16 protein-coding genes are annotated in these 13,880 nt (G+C 63.4%); 6 read left to right on the top strand and 10 right to left on the bottom strand.

What is annotated here, in order from left to right:
- Positions 1–71: 71 nt before the first annotated feature.
- The 4 genes from pdxR (at position 72) to ung (ending at position 4,183) form a co-directional block, all read left to right on the top strand.
- Positions 72–1,544 carry a MocR-like pyridoxine biosynthesis transcription factor PdxR gene (gene pdxR, locus AC4BCN_RS01085; RefSeq protein WP_490492373.1) on the top strand — a complete coding sequence of 491 codons (1,473 nt, stop codon included), beginning with the start codon at positions 72–74 and terminating at the stop codon, positions 1,542–1,544.
- 75 nt (positions 1,545–1,619) lie between these two features.
- The gene (gene lipB, locus AC4BCN_RS01080; protein ID WP_490492372.1) at positions 1,620–2,324 is read left to right on the top strand and encodes a lipoyl(octanoyl) transferase LipB; all 705 of its coding nucleotides are present in this window, start codon (positions 1,620–1,622) and stop codon (positions 2,322–2,324) included.
- A gap of 39 nt (positions 2,325–2,363) precedes the next feature.
- A complete protein-coding gene (gene lipA / locus AC4BCN_RS01075) occupies positions 2,364–3,371 on the top strand; it encodes a lipoyl synthase (protein WP_034752483.1) in 1,008 nt (335 codons plus the stop codon).
- Positions 3,372–3,514: 143 nt separating this feature from the next.
- Complete coding sequence (gene ung / locus AC4BCN_RS01070) at positions 3,515–4,183, top strand: uracil-DNA glycosylase (protein WP_490492371.1); 669 nt, start codon at positions 3,515–3,517, stop codon at positions 4,181–4,183.
- 61 nt (positions 4,184–4,244) lie between these two features.
- Here ung and AC4BCN_RS01065 read toward each other — a convergent pair whose 3' ends face one another.
- From AC4BCN_RS01065 to AC4BCN_RS01050, 4 genes are all read right to left on the bottom strand, one after another.
- Positions 4,245–6,401 (bottom strand): TonB-dependent receptor, encoded by a 2,157-nt coding sequence (locus AC4BCN_RS01065; RefSeq protein WP_490492370.1) that lies wholly within the window; start codon positions 6,399–6,401, stop codon positions 4,245–4,247.
- Positions 6,402–6,490: 89 nt separating this feature from the next.
- A complete protein-coding gene (locus AC4BCN_RS01060) occupies positions 6,491–6,730 on the bottom strand; it encodes a hypothetical protein (RefSeq protein WP_490492369.1) in 240 nt (79 codons plus the stop codon).
- A gap of 171 nt (positions 6,731–6,901) precedes the next feature.
- Positions 6,902–7,723: a helix-turn-helix transcriptional regulator gene (locus tag AC4BCN_RS01055; protein ID WP_338680199.1), complete on the bottom strand. Its 822-nt coding sequence runs from the start codon at positions 7,721–7,723 to the stop codon at positions 6,902–6,904.
- Positions 7,713–8,258: a YbhB/YbcL family Raf kinase inhibitor-like protein gene (locus AC4BCN_RS01050; RefSeq protein ID WP_338680198.1), complete on the bottom strand. Its 546-nt coding sequence runs from the start codon at positions 8,256–8,258 to the stop codon at positions 7,713–7,715. The genes AC4BCN_RS01055 and AC4BCN_RS01050 overlap by 11 nt, the downstream gene beginning before the upstream one ends.
- Positions 8,259–8,479: 221 nt before the next feature.
- Between AC4BCN_RS01050 and AC4BCN_RS01045 the strand changes: the two genes are divergently transcribed.
- Positions 8,480–9,637, top strand: coding sequence for a PepSY-associated TM helix domain-containing protein (locus AC4BCN_RS01045; protein WP_490492368.1), 1,158 nt, complete (start codon positions 8,480–8,482; stop codon positions 9,635–9,637).
- A gap of 84 nt (positions 9,638–9,721) precedes the next feature.
- The gene (locus tag AC4BCN_RS01040) at positions 9,722–10,144 is read left to right on the top strand and encodes a PaaI family thioesterase (protein WP_034782761.1); all 423 of its coding nucleotides are present in this window, start codon (positions 9,722–9,724) and stop codon (positions 10,142–10,144) included.
- Positions 10,145–10,211: 67 nt separating this feature from the next.
- Here AC4BCN_RS01040 and AC4BCN_RS01035 read toward each other — a convergent pair whose 3' ends face one another.
- From AC4BCN_RS01035 to AC4BCN_RS01010, 6 genes are all read right to left on the bottom strand, one after another.
- Positions 10,212–10,907 carry an anti-sigma factor gene (locus AC4BCN_RS01035; RefSeq protein WP_490492367.1) on the bottom strand — a complete coding sequence of 232 codons (696 nt, stop codon included), beginning with the start codon at positions 10,905–10,907 and terminating at the stop codon, positions 10,212–10,214.
- Complete coding sequence (locus AC4BCN_RS01030) at positions 10,904–11,494, bottom strand: sigma-70 family RNA polymerase sigma factor (RefSeq protein WP_139092134.1); 591 nt, start codon at positions 11,492–11,494, stop codon at positions 10,904–10,906. The genes AC4BCN_RS01035 and AC4BCN_RS01030 overlap by 4 nt, the downstream gene beginning before the upstream one ends.
- A 92-nt stretch (positions 11,495–11,586) precedes the next feature.
- Positions 11,587–12,108, bottom strand: a complete 522-nt coding sequence (locus tag AC4BCN_RS01025; RefSeq protein WP_034752467.1) for a peroxiredoxin family protein — start codon at positions 12,106–12,108, stop codon at positions 11,587–11,589.
- A gap of 82 nt (positions 12,109–12,190) precedes the next feature.
- On the bottom strand, positions 12,191–12,874 hold the full coding sequence (locus AC4BCN_RS01020; protein WP_230516818.1) for a BON domain-containing protein: 684 nt from the start codon (positions 12,872–12,874) through the stop codon (positions 12,191–12,193).
- Positions 12,867–13,463, bottom strand: coding sequence for a phosphoheptose isomerase (locus tag AC4BCN_RS01015; protein WP_034752465.1), 597 nt, complete (start codon positions 13,461–13,463; stop codon positions 12,867–12,869). The genes AC4BCN_RS01020 and AC4BCN_RS01015 overlap by 8 nt, the downstream gene beginning before the upstream one ends.
- Before the next feature lie 57 nt (positions 13,464–13,520).
- The gene (locus AC4BCN_RS01010) at positions 13,521–13,880 is read right to left on the bottom strand and encodes a YraN family protein (RefSeq protein ID WP_490492366.1); all 360 of its coding nucleotides are present in this window, start codon (positions 13,878–13,880) and stop codon (positions 13,521–13,523) included.

Raw genomic sequence — 13,880 nt, 5'->3', positions numbered from 1 at the left:
AGTAGGATGGTTGTGGTGTAATGCGAAGTGCCACTCATCAGAAAACTCATTGGACCACTTGGACGCTTATCATGCCGCGAGGAAAATCACCACACGCCCTGGACTTGCCTCGCCCGACCAGCTGGCTCGACAAGGAAGGCGTCAACAAGCAGGACGGCGCGTATGAAGCGCTGCGCTCGGCCATCCTGACGAAGATGCTGCCGGCGGGCAGCCGTTTGCCCTCCAGCCGCACCCTGGCCGAACGGTGGGAGTTGTCGCGCGGCACCATCGAAACCGTGTTCGACCGCCTGCACGCGGAAGCGTATGTGACCCGCGTGCCCGGCTCCGGCACGCGCGTGTGCGCCGTGGTGCCGGAACGTTTCTTGATGGCAGGCTTTGGCGATGCCGCTCCGGCGGCACCGGCTGTGGCGCCGGCTCCCGCTTCGGACACGGGCGTGCGCGACGGCTTGCCGTTTGTTGCGCGGCGCGCCGACGCCAGCCTGTTTCCCATGGCCGCCTGGTCCAAGTGCGCCACGCGGGCGCTGGCCGCCGTCACGCCGGAGCAGCTGTGCAGCGCCGAGCCGGCCGGCCTGCCCCAGCTGCGCCAGCAGATCGCCGACTTCCTCGCCAAATACCGCGGCATCCGCTGCGACCCGCAGGATATCGTCGTCACGACCGGCATCCGCCACGCGATCGACTTGCTGGCGCGCGGCATCGTGCGCGACGGCGATAAAGTCTGCCTGGAAGATCCGGGCTACCCGGCCGCGCGCGCCCTGTTCGCGCTCGCGGGCGCCGTGCCGGTGGACATTGCCGTCGACGCCGAAGGCATCGATTGCGCCGCTCTGGCCGCGCACGCGGACGCCTGCCTCGCCTACGTGACGCCGGCGCACCAGTCGCCGCTGGGCGTGACCATGTCCGTCACGCGCCGCCTGGCCTTGCTGGAATGGGCGAACGACAATGGCGCCTGGGTGGTGGAAGACGATTACGACAGCGAATTCAATTACCACAGCGCGCCGCTGGCGGCCCTGAAGGCGCTGGACCAGTACCAGCGCGTGATTTACTGTGGCAGTTTTAATAAAACCCTGTTTGCCGGCCTGCGCGTGGGCTTCATGGTGCTGCCGCCCATTTTGCGCCCGCAGTTGCTGCGCATCGTGCAGTTGACGGGCCGTTCCGTGGGCGTGACGGAACAGCTGGCGCTGGCCGCCTGGATGGAGGAAGGCGCCTTCGTGCGCCATTTGCGCCAGGCGCGCTTGGCCTACAAGGAGCGGCGCGACCTGTTGCTGGCCTGCCTCGAGCAGATCGCCCCCGGTCGCTACACGATCACGGGACAGCAGGCGGGTTTCCATTGCGTGCTGTGGCTGCCGCCAGACAGCGATGAACGGGTGTTTTGCGCGCGCGCCGCGCAGGAAGGGCTGGCGCTGCAGCCGCTCGGCGATTTTTGCCACAGCGCCAGGCTGGCGCCGGCCGTGCTGCTCGGTTATACGGCCTTGAGCCTGGCCCAGGTGCGCCACGCTGCACAAAAATTGGGCAGATTGCTGCTGTTGCCGGAGCCCACGGCTGAATGAAACGGCCGCCTGGCTTATAATCACGGCTTCGCCGCAGCGTCCGCAGGGCGCCGGCAGCTGATTACAGAATCTGTCATGACCACCACCCGCACCGAAACGGCGCTGATCCGCGAACTGGGCCGCGTCGATTACGAGCCCACCTTTGCCGCCATGCGCACCTTTACCGACGCGCGCACGACGGAGACGCGCGACGAACTGTGGATCGTCGAGCATCCGCCCGTGTTTACGTTGGGCCTGGCGGCCGACCGCGGCCATCTGCTGGCTGGCGCGGACGCGATTCCCGTGGTGCAGACGGACCGTGGCGGCGAAGTGACGTTCCACGGCCCCGGCCAGGTGGTGATTTATCTGCTGATGGACTTGCGCCGCAACAAGCCGGGCGGCAAGTTGTATGCGCGCCAGTTCGTGCATAAAATCGAGCAAGCCATCATCAACGTGCTGGCGGCGTATAATCTCGCTGGCGAGCGCATCGATGGCGCGCCTGGCATCTATATTGCCGGCGGGCCAGACAAGGGTGCGAAGATCGCCGCGCTGGGCTTGAAAGTGCGCGGCAACGGCTGCACCTACCATGGCGTATCGCTCAACGTGGCGATGGACCTGGCGCCGTTTTCCTGGATTAACCCTTGCGGCTATTCCGGTCTGAAGACGGTGGACATGCGCAGCATGGGCGTGGTGGCGCCGCTGGCCGAAGTGCAGCGGGCCCTGGCCCATGAATTGACCGTATTACTCGATGTAAGCGAAGCAAACAGCGCCGCAGGCGCGCCTCAGGCAGCGGATGCCTGAGCAAACAAACCAAACATTGCCCGTTAAGGGCTTGCAGCCATGACTTCTGAGACCATTTCCAGCACCGCCCCCGCCGCTCCCGCCTACAACCCGAGCGAAAAGCAAAAAGGCGCCAGCAAGACGTCGCGCATCCCGATCAAGATCATTCCGATCGAGCAAGTCGAGCGCCTGAAAAAGCCGGACTGGATCCGCGTCAAGGCCGCGTCAGCCTCGACCCGTTTCTATGAAATCAAGGACATCCTGCGCGAAAACAAACTGGTGACCGTGTGCGAAGAAGCCAGCTGCCCGAACATCGGCGAGTGCTTCGGCAAGGGCACGGCCACCTTCATGATCATGGGCGACAAGTGCACGCGCCGCTGCCCGTTCTGCGACGTCGGCCATGGCCGTCCTGATCCGCTGGACAAGGAAGAGCCGGCCAACTTGTCGAAAACCATCGCCAAGCTGCGCCTGAACTACGTCGTCATCACTTCCGTCGACCGCGATGACTTGCGCGACGGCGGCGCCGGCCATTTCGTCGAGTGCATCCAGCAAACGCGCGCCCTGTCGCCGAATACCCGCATCGAAGTGCTGGTGCCGGACTTCCGCGGCCGCCTGGAAAAAGCGTTGCTGTTGTTCAAGGATGGCTTGCCTGACGTCATGAACCACAACCTGGAAACGGCGCCGCGCCTGTACAAGGAAGCGCGCCCAGGTTCCGATTACATGCACTCGCTGAAGCTGCTGAAAGATTTCAAGGCCATGTATCCGGACGTGAAAACCAAGTCCGGCATCATGGTGGGCCTGGGTGAAACGGACGAGGAAATCCTGCAAGTCATGCGCGACATGCGCGAGCACGACATCGACATGCTGACCATAGGCCAGTACCTGGCGCCATCGAACAGCCACTTGCCCGTGCGCCGCTACGTGCACCCGGACGTCTTCAAGATGTTCGAAGAGGAAGCGTACAAGATGGGCTTCACCCACGCCGCCGTGGGCGCCATGGTGCGCAGCTCGTATCACGCGGATGAACAGGCGCACAGCGCCGGCGTGGAATCGGCGCTGAATTTCTAAGCACTTGAGTTGTATCAAAAACCGTCCGCTTTAGCCGGGCGGTTTTTTTTTGCCTGATTGTAGCGTGATGACAACATGCGGCTGTACAATCTATTCTGGCATACTGATCGATGATGTTTTAAAAACATGATATGAGGGGAGCCATGGACGTACGCATCGACGCATCGTGGAAGGCGCGGCTGGAGGGCGAGTTTGCCCAGCCCTACTGGGAACGCCTGGCCGCCTTCGTGAAGCAAGAGTATGCGGCGGGGCCGTGTTTTCCACCGGGTAAAACCATCTTCCGGGCGTTCGACCTGACGCCGTTCGAGCAAGTCAAGGTCGTGATCCTGGGGCAAGATCCGTATCACACGCCCGGCGCGGCCATGGGGCTGTGCTTCTCGATTCCCGATGGCACGCCGCCGCAACCGAGCTTGCAGAATATTTTCAAGGAATTGCACAGCGACGTGGGCGTGGCGCGCACGCGCACGGATTTGTCTGACTGGGCCGAGCAAGGCGTGTTTCTGCTCAACAGCGTGCTGACGGTACGCGCCGGGGCGGCCGGCTCTCACGCGGGCAAGGGGTGGGAAAAATTGACGGACAGCGCCATCCGCCACCTGTCCGCCGAGCGCGAGCATCTGGTGTTCATCCTGTGGGGCGGCTATGCGCAAGCCAAGCGCACCCTGATCGATCCCGGCAAGCACTTGGTGCTGGCGGCGCCGCATCCCTCACCATTGTCGGCCAGCAAAGGTTTCTTTGGCAGCAAGCCGTTCAGCCAGGCGAATGCGTATTTGCAGGCGCATGGCCAGGAAGGCATCACCTGGGATAAGTCATGAAATAGTACGGCAACCGACAGCGGCAGGCGTTGCTCCCTGCCGCTGTCTTCGCGCGTAACGGTTAAAAACTGGTCGACAGGCCGGCATAGAAACTGCGGCGGGCGCCGTATTGCGGCGCTCCCACGCCCACACCGGAACCGTCGCGCAGCAGATACGATTTGTCGAACAGGTTGATCAGGGCCAAACGTCCTTCCACCTTGCCGACCGGCGTGTTTTTCCACGTATGCGTGAGTGCCGTGTTGAGGGTGAAATAGCTAGGCAGGTGGCCGGAATTCGGCGCGCCGCCGTCCGGAGTCATGCGCAGGCCGCTGCCGTAGAGGAAGTCAGCGCTTACTTGCGAATCGCCAAAGTGATAGTGTCCACCGCCCGACAAGGTGTATTTCTGATCATGATCGAGGTAGACATAGTGTTGGCTGATGTAGTTCAACTCATCGGCGCCAAACAGGGCCTGGCCCGAATTGATGTTGCGTCCCTGCGCCTTTTGCGTGCTGGCGTTGAGGAACAGGCCCCAGTTTTTCTCGCTGTAGATGGCCGATAACTCCAGGCCCTTGGCGTAGCCGTCCGCATAGTTGAACGGCGTCAAAATCAATGCCTGGCCGAACTGGCCTTCGTCGAGCAGGTTGTTGATCTTTTTATAGTACACATCGGCCGTCACGGTCAGTTTTGAATTGACCTGGTGGCTGATGCCCACATCGTAGTAATGCGTGCGCTCGGCCTTGACGTTGTCCGACTGGCCGATTTCCGGCGCATTTGTCGTGTTCGCATACAGGTCAATACTGCCCTGCGCCGCCAGTTCCTGCGGCGGCGGCGTGAAGTAGCGCGAGTAGCCGGCGTGCAGGGCCGTGCCTGGCGCCAGCTGATACGCCAGGTTGACGCGCGGGCTCCATTGCTGCTCGCTCGTGTAGGCCGAGACCTTGTCGAAGCGCGCGCCATAGTTCAGGGTCAGCGGCTTGCTGATATGCCATTCATCTTGCAGGTAAAAGCTGGCCAGGGTGCCCGTCTTGCCGCTGTTGTCCAGCACCGTGATTGGCGTGGTGGACGTCTGGGCGCCATCGATTGCCGGGAAGACGGCCACCGTGTTGTCGCTGGTCGTCTTCTGGCGCGTGTAGGCCAGGCCCGCGCGCACGGTGTGGTCCTGGTGCAATTTGTAGCTGATGTCGAACTGGGCACCGGAAGCGCTGTTCGCGCGGCGCGAGTCCGAAGCCACGCCGTTGTAGATCAGGTCGCCAATGGCATCGGGCGTGAAATGCAGTTCCGAATACTGGTGGAAAGCCGACACCTGGTAATTGACGTCGCCCAGGCTCTTTTGCAGCGACAGCACGAGGAAGCGGTTCACCTCGCGCTGGTTTTCATTGAGCTGCGACGACGGCAACGTGGTCGTGCCCGCCTGCGCATCGCTGTGGCCATCGAGCGAGAAGGCCGGCGCCTGATTCGGGTTGTTCGGGATCTGGAAGCGGCCGTTATACGTGCCGAACATGGCACCCAGGCGCGTGTTGTCATCGAGGAAATACGACAGGCTGCCGAACGATTTGTTCTGGCGCGTCTTGTCGTGCAGGGCGCTGCGCGTGTCTTGCGGGTTTTCCACGCCCAGGGAATTACCGAGGTAGCTGCCGGACAGGTAGTAATTGAACTTGCCCACGCTGCCGAAAAATTCGGCACTCGGCTCCACGTGGTCGTGGCTGCCGACCATGATGCCGATGCGCCCGCCCGGTGTCATGCCGCCCTCTTTCGTTTCAATATCGACAATGCCCGCCGTGCGCAGGCCGAACTGGGCCGGCAAGGCGCCCGTCATGAAATCCGTCTTGTCGATCAAGCGCGTGTCGATCGACTGGCCGAAGCCGGTGATGCTTTCTGGCAGTTGCACGCCATTGATGCGGTATTGCACGTTGGCATGGTCATCGCGCACGTGCAGGGCGCCCGAGCCCTTCGAGTCCTGCGACACGCCCGGCAGGCGCAGCAGCACTTCATTGAATGGCGTGTTGTCGCCCTGGCCCAGCATGTCGACCATGTGGCTGTCGATGCTGTAGATGGTGGTGCCGACTTTCGGCGACAGCTCGATGCGCGCGCTTTTCAGGTGGGCAGAGGTGACTTCCACCTTTTGCATGTCTTGGGAGGCAGCATCGGTAGTGGCCTCGGCAGGCTCGGCGGCGTGGGCGGAAACGGTAAACAGGCTGGCAAGGGCGAGCGACAGCGCGCTCAGGCGTGGTGTGTGTTGCATGATGAACCTCAAAATAGTCAACGCCAGGCGGCCCGGCGCGCATGATCGCGCGACAAGGGGCAGCCTGAAAAAGGAAAACAGCGTGGGAACTACAGTGAGGCGGCAGGCGGGCCGCGCACGGGCGGCAGGATGAGGGTGGCGGCGGGCGCCAGGGTTGCGGGCGCGACGGCCAGCAAGCGGTATGGCAGTAACTGGGCGGGCGGCTCGGTGATGGCCGGCGGCACGGCGATGTCGGCCACCTTGTCGATGGCCGTGGCGCACAGCGCGCACTCTTCCGCGTCGAGCGACGTCTTGTGCAGGTGCGAGGCGGCCGTCGACAGCAGGAACACGAGGGCCAGCGCMCGKGACCGTGSCCCGYACRGCCGCCGKGGTGGGCGGGGGAGGGCGGCGGCACCGTGATGAGCAAGCTTGCGGGTGGGCTGGCGGGAAGACATGGGCGCATAGTAGCAAGAAAATCGCCCCGTTGTCAGCGCTTGTTGCGTGATTTGCGCTAGAGGGAGCTACAGGGTGGCGCGCAGTGCGCGCGGCGACAGGCCGTAGTGCTGGCGGAAACGGGCCGCGAAGCGCGATGGCGAGGCGTAGCCGCAGGCGGCCGCGATGTCGCCGATGGGTAAGATGCCAGATTGCAATTCCTGCAAGGCCAGTCCCAGCCGCACGTCTTCCAGGATGGCGCGGAAGTGGCGCTGCTCCAGGGCCAGTTGGCGGCGCAGGGTGGACGCGCCCAAGTGCAGATGGCTGGCGACTTTGGCCACGCTCCAGTCGGCGCCCGGGTCCAGCAGCAGCACTTGCTGCACGCGCGCAGCCAGCGGATCGCGGCGGTCCAGCAACAGCGGGCCGCAATGGCCGCCCAAGGCCAGGGCCAGCAGCAAGCCTTCCGCGTGGTGCGCCAGCAGCGCGGGCGGTGCGCTACCTGCCAGGCTGGCCATCAGCTGGTCCCAGGCCTGCGCCGCGTGGGCATCGAGCGGCACGCACAGGCTGGCCGTGGCCGCCTGGCGCAGCTGGGTATCGACGAGGCCGCCATGGCGCGCGCGGAAACGGGCGATCAGGGCCGGTGAAAAACTCAGCACTTCGGCCCGGTAGCCTTGCGCGCCGGGCAGGTTGGCCACGCCCAATTCCTGTCCTGCCGGCATCAACACCACGTCGTGCGTGCCGGCGCGGGCCTGGCGAGCGCCCCATTCCAGCAGCTTCGTTCCCTGCCGCACGCGGCACAGGGCGCTCTGGAAGACGGGCACGCGGCGCAGGGTTTGCGCGCGGCGCGCCTCGATGGTGCCGTGGGCGATGCGCAGTTCGCTCAGGGCCACCGCGTCGATCTCATCGGCCATACAGTCCCGTCAGCTGCGCCTTGCCCAGTGCGTTGGCGTTGAGCATGTAGCCGAGCATGGCGCCGCTGGCGTGCTGGTCCAGCGGCAACTTGTCCACGCTCAATGCCCACACGGTGATCTGGTAACGGTGCGCCTTGTCGCCCGGTGGCGGGCAGGCGCCGCCGTAGGCGCTGTCGCCGTAATCGTTGCGTCCTTGCATGGCGCCCGCCGGCAGAGTGCTGGCCGTGGCGCCGCCTGGCAAGGACGTGGTGCTGGCAGGCACATTGAACACGCTCCAGTGCCACCAGCCGCTGCCCGTGGGCGCGTCCGGGTCGTACAGGGTGACGGCGTAGCTTTTGGTGCCAGCCGGCGCGCCGTGCCACGACAATTGCGGCGACAGGTTGCCGCCCGTGCAGCCGAAGCCCTGGAATACTTGCGCCGGCGCCAGGGTCTGGCCCGGCGCGATGTCGGTGCTGGTGACGGTAAAGTCGGCGGCGTGGGCGTCCAGGTGCAAAGCGAGACCCAGCGTGATGGCAAGCAGGCGGGAGGTGGTCATGGTTTTCCTTTCGATGAAGTATAGGGGAAAGTGTATGCCGTGCAACATTGACTTGCGATGCCGATGCGCTCGATGATGGTGCCAAAACGCTCGTTTCCACCTGATTTCAATGTTCCCATGAGCGTGTTGTTGCGCTTGCCGTTTCCTGCCTGCGCATGATTTTCACTCCGGGCCTTTCATGCTATCGTTTCGCAGCCCAAAATTCCCCGAGTCGCCTCCCCATGTCCAAACGCCCGATCAAGTGGTTGTTCGCCAAGCTGCACCTGTATGCGGGCCTGTGGTTCGGCGCCCTGTTCGTCCTGCTGGGCTTGACGGGATCCGCCATCGCCTGGATGCCGGAGCTCGACGCGTACCTGAATCCGACCCTGTTGCAGGCGAGCACGCCCGCGCCTGGCCAGGTGTTCCAGGTGACGCCGCACACGGTGCAAGCGGTGGTGGACGGGCTCGCGGCCGACCCCGCCTACGGCAAGCCGGCCCAGCTCAATCCGCCCGCCGATGCGCGCGACGTGTACGTGGCCTCGTACCGCCAGGCCGGCAAGCCGTCGCCTTTCAGCCAGGCTATCGTGCGCCAGGTGATGGTCGACCCTTACACCTTGCAAGTCAAAGGCGAGCGCGACTGGGGGCGTTTCGGCTTCACGCGTCCGCTGCTGATGTCGGGCATGTTTCATTTGCACCGCTATTTATTGTCGGGTGAAGTGGGTAAAACCATTACGGGCATCTCGGGTGTGATGCTGCTGCTGATGGCCTTGAGCGGCATCTATCTGTGGTGGCCGCGCCTGCAGTGGACGGCCATCAAGCGCGCTTTGACGGTGTCGCATGGCGGTTCCTGGCCCCGCTTCAACTACACGTTTCACAAGGCGGCCGGTTTTTTTGCCGCGCCCGTGCTGGCCGTGCTTGCTTTTTCCGGTATCTATTTCAATTTGCCGCAATTGATCGTGCCGCTGGTGGAGCTTGTGTCGACGGCGCCGGACAAGGCCAAACTGAAAAATCTGCGGCAGGACGGCGACCTGCTCGATGCGGGCCAGGCCATGGCCGCCGCGCAACAGCTGTATCCGCAGGCACGCGTGTCGCGCATCGTGCTGCCGGCCAGCAAGGACCAGCCTTATGACGTGCGCGTGCGCCAGCCCGGCGAGATCGCCGAGGGCGACGGCGCCACGCGCATCACTGTGGATGCGCGCAGCGGTTTGCCCCTGCGCATACGCGATCCCTTGCGGGCGCCGGCCGGAGACGTTTTCCTCGGCTGGCAATTCCCCCTGCACTCGGGCCAGGCGTTTGGCGTGGCCGGGCGCAGTTTTATTACCGCCTTTGGCCTGATGCCGCTGCTGTTCATGCTGACGGGGACATTGGTGTGGTGGAAACGGCGGCGCGGCCGGAAATAAGCGGTCGCCAGACCGTTGCCGGGAAAGTTGCTATCATCATAGTATTTTCCGGCGTATCCCCGACTCACCCGCACAAGGACCAGCATGAGCAATCCCGAGATCACCGTAGCAATGTTGAATGAACGCGGCACCGGCCGCCTGCCCGGCCACCTGGGCATCGTCATCACGGAAGTGGGCGACGGCCAGCTGACGGCGGAATTGCCCGTGCTGCCGCATTTGCTGGCACCGAACGGCTACCTGCATGCGGGCAGCGTGGTGACCCTGGCCGACACGGCTTCCGGCTATGGCTGCATCGTCAACCTGCCCGAAGGCGCCAGCAATTTCACGACCATCGAACTGAAATCGAACCACCTGGGCACGGCCCGCGAAGGCACGCTCACCTGCACGGCCAAAGTCGAACACAAGGGCCGCAACACGCAAGTGTGGGATGCTGTGGTGAAAAGCAAGGAAACGGGCAAGACGATTGCCTTGTTCCGCTGCACGCAGATGATTTTATATCCCAAATAAATCGACACCCTAAATCAACTGCTGGGGTCAGACCCCGCAGGACTGACCCCGGATTTTTGCCTTCGGGTTAGATTTTCACCCAGTTACCTTTATACAAAATCGGCCCCGTCGGTCCGTCCGGATTCGGCGAACCGCCTTTCGGCTCCAGGGTGACGGCCAGCAAGGCCACGTCGTTGCCGATGGCGCGCTGGGACAAGGCCAGTTTCACGTTGCCCTTGTCGGCCAATAAGCCCAGGGAGCGCGGGTTGCCGCTCTTCGGCACGGCCCACAGTTCCAGATCCTTGTCGCTCGGCACGGGTGCGTTGCCCACCATGCGCACTTCGAGCGCGCCGTGGCGGCTGTCGGCCGTCAGCAGCAGGGCCGTTTGTGCTTTCTCGTCCGTCAGGCTGGCCACATAGCTGATCTGCGGCGCATCCATCATGCGCGTGGCCACGACGATCACCAGCAGCGCGGCGATGGCGCTTGAGGCCATGCCCAGCGAACGCCAGAACGACAGCGAATCGCGGAACCAGGACCAGCCGCCCTGCGACTTCAGGTGCAGGCGCTGCTCGATCTGCTGCCACACGCGCTTGGGCGGCACCACGGGCGTGGCGAACTCGGCCATCGGTTCCAGGCGCTGGCGCCATTCGGCCGTGATATTGCGCAAGTCGGCGTCGTTGTGCAGCCAGCCTTCGAAACGCCGGCGCGCGCCCCCTTTCAGGGTGCCGAGCACATATTCGGACGCCAGTTTCTGGCGCAGGGTGTCATTGCCGCGGATATTCATGATGCCTCCCGTTTCGCCAGGCACGTACGCAGCCGTTCCAGGCTGCGGCGTATCCAGGTCTTCACGGTGCCGATCGGCAGCGACATCTGCTGCGCCACTTCGCTGTGCGACAGGTCGTGATAGAACGCCAGGGCGACCACCTGCCGGTGCAGCCCTTCCAGGGCGGACATGCAAAACGCCAGCGCCTTGGCGTCACCGCTTAGCTGCAGTGATTCGATCGGCGTGGCCTGGGGGTCTCGGAGTGCATTCATGACTTCGCTATCAAACTGTTCGGCATCGATTTCCACGGTATCGTCGCTGCGCCGCAGCACATCGAACGCCTTGTTGCGCACGATGGTGGCCATCCAGGTCATCGGCGCCGCCAGATGGCTTTGATACGTGGCGGCGTTGTTCCAGATGGCGACGAAACCCTCTTGCAAGGCTTCTTCTGCGAGCTCTTGCTTATGCAATATACGCAGCGCGAAGCCAAACAGTTTCGATGAGGTGGAGTTATATAGCTGGCGGAACGCGGTGGCGTCCCTGTTGCCGGTGGCGAGCAGCCAGGTTTTCAGTTGCTGCGGGTCGAGCGATTGAGCGGCTAGGGGCACGGCTGGCCTTCACAAGGTGAGTGGGATCACGCCTGGGAAGGTTATAACAGGTTGATAACACTTGGCAACAAGGTTTTGTGCGGTGCCGAGCCTTAACCGGCGATAGCCGTTTCCAGCAACTTGTGCAGTTCCGCGAATTCCGGCTTGCCCACGTAGCGCTTGAGGATCTTGCCCTGCTTGTCGAGCACGAAGGTGGTGGGCGTGAGGGCCACGTCGCCATAGGCCTTGGCCGCTTCGCCCGTCACGTCGAGCGCCACCTTGAACGGCAGCTGGCGCGTTTCGGCGAAGTTCAGCACGTAGTTGGCCGGATCGTATTTCATGGCCACGGCCACGAATTCCAGTCCCTGCCCCTTGTACTTGTTGTAGGTGTCGACCATGTCCGGCATTTCCGCCACGCACGTTGTGCACGAGGTGGCCCAGAAATTGACCATCACGACCTTGCCGCGCAGGCTCGCCGACGTGATTTTCTCGCCATGAATGCCGTGGAAGGTCACGTCCGGTGCGCTTTGCTTGTCATTGAGCGACAGATAAGCGGCGGCGGCCACGCCCGCCACGAAGACGGCGATCAGGGCTGGCTTGACCCAGGACTTGCTTGCGGATGGCGAAGTTGACATGGTTTTTACTTGAAAAGCGCGGCGATGCGGCCATTATAGCCATATCGCCGCATCAAAGCCGTAGGTCAAACGGAGGAGGCGTTTATTGCTGCGCCGTGTCGCCAGTGCTGGTGGTGCGTGCTGGCGCCGGATCGGGCTGCAACTGCTTCAGTTCCGATTCCGAAATGTAGTCGAACAGCTTGACTACTTTCTGCACGCCGCCCACGCCGCGCGCCACGTCGGCGGCGACCGTGCCTTCGCGCTGGGTGACCCGGCCCATCAGGAAGACGGTAGCGTTCTCGGTGACGACCTTGAACGAGGCGGCCGAGATGGTTTTCATGTCGACCAGGCTGGCCTTGACCTTGGTGGTGATCAGCGCGTCGTTCGAGCGCGAGGTGTAGCTGGCCGGACCGGCGATGATCAATTCATTGGCCACCGATTCCACGCCTTCGATATTGCGCACTTCGCGCTCGACGGCATTTTTCATCGCCTCGTCGCGCACTTCGCCCGTCAGCAGGACGCGGCGGTTGAAGCTGGTGACGTTCACATGGCCCATGTCGCCGGTGATCGATGGGATGCGCGACTCGCCTTTGACAGCGATCGACTTGTCTTCGGTCTGGGCGCCCAGGGTGCGGCGGTCCGCTGCGGCAACGCCGCCCATCACCGCGCCGCCGACCATCAATTCGATGCAGCCGGTGAGCGAGGTGAGCATGGCGCCGCACAGCAGTGCGGTGGCCAATGGGCGTTGTACGCGTTTCCAGCCTGGGCCAGTACCGAATTTAGTCATTCACGTCTCCTCCGAATAGCGCGACGTCGATGCCGTCGCAGATGCAATGTATGGTGGTCAGGTGGACTTCCTGGATGCGCGCCGTGCGCTCGGCCGGCACGCAGATATGCACGTCGGCGTCCGTCAGCATCTTGCCGATGGCGCCGCCGTCCTTGCCCGTCAGCGCCACGACGCGCATTTCGCGCTCGAGCGCCGCTTCCACGGCGGCCATCACATTGGCCGAATTGCCCGACGTGGAGATGGCCAGCAAGATATCGCCGGCCTGGCCGAAGGCCTGCACCTGCTTTGAGAAAATCTCGCGGTAGCTGTAGTCGTTGGCCACGGCCGTCAGGATCGACGTATCCGTCGTCAGCGCCAGTGCCGGCAGCGGAAAGCGCTCGCGTTCGAAGCGCCCGACCAGCTCGGCTGCGAAATGCTGGCAGTCGGCGGCGGAACCGCCGTTGCCGCAGGCGAGAATCTTGTTGCCGTTGGACAATGCATAAAACATCAGGTCGATCGCCTGCGCAATGGGTTGCGCCAGTACGGTGGCGGCCTGGATCTTGAGTTCGGCACTTTCGTGGAAGTGCGAGAGGATGCGTTGATTATTCATAGTCTGCCGATTATAGTGCAGGCGCGCGGCGTGGCGGACAAGCACTGTTAAAAATGCTTACATATCGAGGATGTTCTTCAGCCAGTTGATGCGCCCGCCATCGATGGCCAGCGCGTCGAAACGGCACGGCGGCACGGTTTTTTGCCCCAGCAGCCAGGTTTGCGCGGCCACGACCATGCGCCGCTGCTTGGCTGGCGTGATGCTGGCCAGGGCGCCGCCGAAGGCTGCACTGCTGCGTAGCCGCACTTCGACGAAGACGACCGATGCGCCATCGCGCATGATCAGGTCCAGCTCGCCGCCCTTGCACAGATAGTTGCGTTCTAGCAGCACCAGGCCTTGCAGCAGCAGATACGCGAGCGCATCGTCTTCCCCTTGCCGTCCCCGTGCCTGTTTATTCTGGAAAGGCAGGGGTGGCAT

It is taken from the genome of Janthinobacterium sp. Bl 1 (genome assembly GCF_058215535.1).
The sequence above is the reverse complement of the archived record's forward strand: the minus strand, read 5'-3'. Positions and strand labels throughout refer to the sequence as shown.